The sequence below is a fragment of the Mesorhizobium sp. M7A.F.Ca.CA.002.15.2.1 genome (genome assembly GCF_003998715.1).
Classification (GTDB): domain Bacteria; phylum Pseudomonadota; class Alphaproteobacteria; order Rhizobiales; family Rhizobiaceae; genus Mesorhizobium; species Mesorhizobium ciceri.
The window spans coordinates 1-2290 of the sequence record NZ_RZPI01000810.1 but is presented as its reverse complement, the minus strand read 5'-3'; the positions used below and the strand labels follow the sequence as shown (position 1 = coordinate 2290).

The window sequence follows — 2290 nt, the reverse complement described above, 5'->3', positions numbered from 1 at the left end:
GCCGAGACACACCAGACGCTGGTGCTGAACGGCTTGCGGTCGCGCGTTGCGCTGCAGGTCGATGGTGGCTTGCGCACAGGGCGCGACGTCATCATCGGCGCGCTGCTCGGCGCCGACGAGTTCGGCTTCTCGACCGCACCGCTGATCGCGGCCGGCTGCATCATGATGCGCAAATGCCATCTCAACACCTGTCCGGTCGGCGTCGCGACGCAGGATCCGGTGCTGCGCAAGCGCTTCAAGGGCACGCCCGAGCATGTCATCAACTTCTTCTTCTACGTCGCGGAAGAGGTGAGGGAGCTGCTCGCCGAGATGGGCTACACCCATATCGACCAGATCATCGGCGACACCGATCTTCTGGAAAAGCGCGACCTGATCGTGCACTGGAAGGCGCGCGGGCTCGATTTCTCGAAGATGTTCTTCAAGCCGGATGCGCCGCATGAAGCGGTGCACTGGACCGAGCGGCAGAAGCACCCGATCGACGACGTGCTCGACCGCAAGCTGATCGAACTGGCCAAGCCGGCGCTCGAGAGCAAGCTGCCGGTCAAGATCGAGGTCGATATCCGCAATGTCGACCGCTCCGCGGGCGCCATGCTGTCGGGCGAAGTGGCCAAGCGCTTCAAGCACAAGGGCCTGCGCGAGGATACGATATCGGTGAAGCTGACCGGCACTGCCGGCCAGTCCTTTGGCGCCTTCCTGGCGCGCGGCATCTCGTTCGAGCTTGTCGGCGCCGGCAACGACTATGTCGGCAAGGGCCTGTCGGGCGGCCGCATCGTCATTCGGCCGCCGGAAGAGGCCAAGATCGTCGCGGCTGAATCCATCATCGTCGGCAACACGGTGCTCTATGGCGCAACCGAGGGCGAAGCCTATTTCGCCGGCGTCGCCGGCGAGCGTTTCGCCGTGCGCAATTCGGGCGTCGCCGCCGTCGTCGAAGGCGTCGGCGATCATGGCTGCGAGTACATGACTGGCGGCATCGTCGTCGTCATCGGCAAGACCGGCCGCAACTTCGCCGCCGGCATGTCTGGCGGCGTCGCCTACGTGCTCGACGAGGCGGGCGATTTCGCCGAGCGCTGCAACATGGCGATGGTCGAGCTGGAGCCGGTTCCGGAAGAAGACGATCTGATGGAAAGGCTGCTGCACCATGGCGGCGACCTCGACCACAAGGGCCGCGTCGACGTCTCCGGCGACATGACCAGCCATGACGAGGAGCGGCTCTACCAGCTGATCTCGAACCATGTGCACTACACCGGGTCGGTACGTGGTCGCGAGATTCTCGACGACTGGGCGACGTTCCGGCCGAAGTTCCGCAAGATCATGCCGGTCGAATACCGCCGCGCCCTGATCGAGATGGAACGCATGCGCATGGGCGTTGCGGCGGAATAGGCTTTGCAATGGCCGGGGAGCCCAGGCTTCCCGGCCCATCTTCATCGACAGTTTGACCTCCGGCGCAAGGTTGCCATGGCTGCCTCAAGGGGTTAACGGGTGCGGCGAAAACCGCACCATCTGGACAGCAGGAACTGGACTATGGGCAAGGTAACAGGCTTTCTCGAAATCGACCGGCAGGTGCACAAGTACCAGCCGGCCTCCGACCGCATCCGGCATTTCCGCGAGTTCACGCTGCCGATGTCTGACAAGGAGGTCGAGAAACAGGCCGCGCGCTGCATGGATTGCGGCATTCCGTTCTGCCACGGGCCGACCGGCTGCCCGATCCACAACCAGATTCCAGACTGGAACGACCTCGTCTACAATGGCGACTGGGACAACGCGATCCGCAACCTGCATTCGACCAACAATTTCCCGGAGTTCACCGGCCGCATCTGCCCGGCGCCCTGCGAGGAAGCCTGCACGCTGAACCTCGAGGACATTCCCGTCGCCATCAAGACGGTCGAGCAGGCGATCGCCGACAAGGCCTATGAAACCGGCCATATCAGGCCCTATCCGCCGGAGAAGAAGACCGGCAAGCGGGTCGCCGTCATCGGCTCCGGCCCGGCCGGCATGGCGGCTGCCCAGCAGCTTGGCCGCGCCGGTCACGACGTCCATGTCTACGAGCGCGAAAGCCGGCCCGGCGGGCTGATGCGCTACGGTATTCCCGACTTCAAGATCGAGAAGCACTATATCGACCGGCGCATCGAGCAGATGCAGGGCGAGGGCGTGACCTTCCATTGCGGCGTCAATGTCGGGGTCGACAAGCCGGTCGCCGAACTGCTCGCCGAACATGATGCCGTGCTCTATTGCGGCGGTTCCGAAACGCCGCAATAGAGCACGGCATCATGTTCGGCGAGCAGTTCGGCGA

At 64.0% G+C, this 2290-nt stretch carries 1 protein-coding gene and 1 pseudogene; both read left to right on the top strand.

Annotated elements, in window-relative coordinates; all coding sequences use genetic code 11:
- A partial coding sequence (locus ENZ74_RS29620) for a glutamate synthase-related protein (RefSeq protein ID WP_245471033.1) occupies positions 1-1380 on the top strand: 1380 nt, incomplete at its 5' end.
- Positions 1381-1521: 141 nt separating this feature from the next.
- Positions 1522-2253: pseudogene (locus ENZ74_RS29615) on the top strand (glutamate synthase subunit beta); the annotation flags it as partial.
- Positions 2254-2290: the final 37 nt, after the last annotated feature.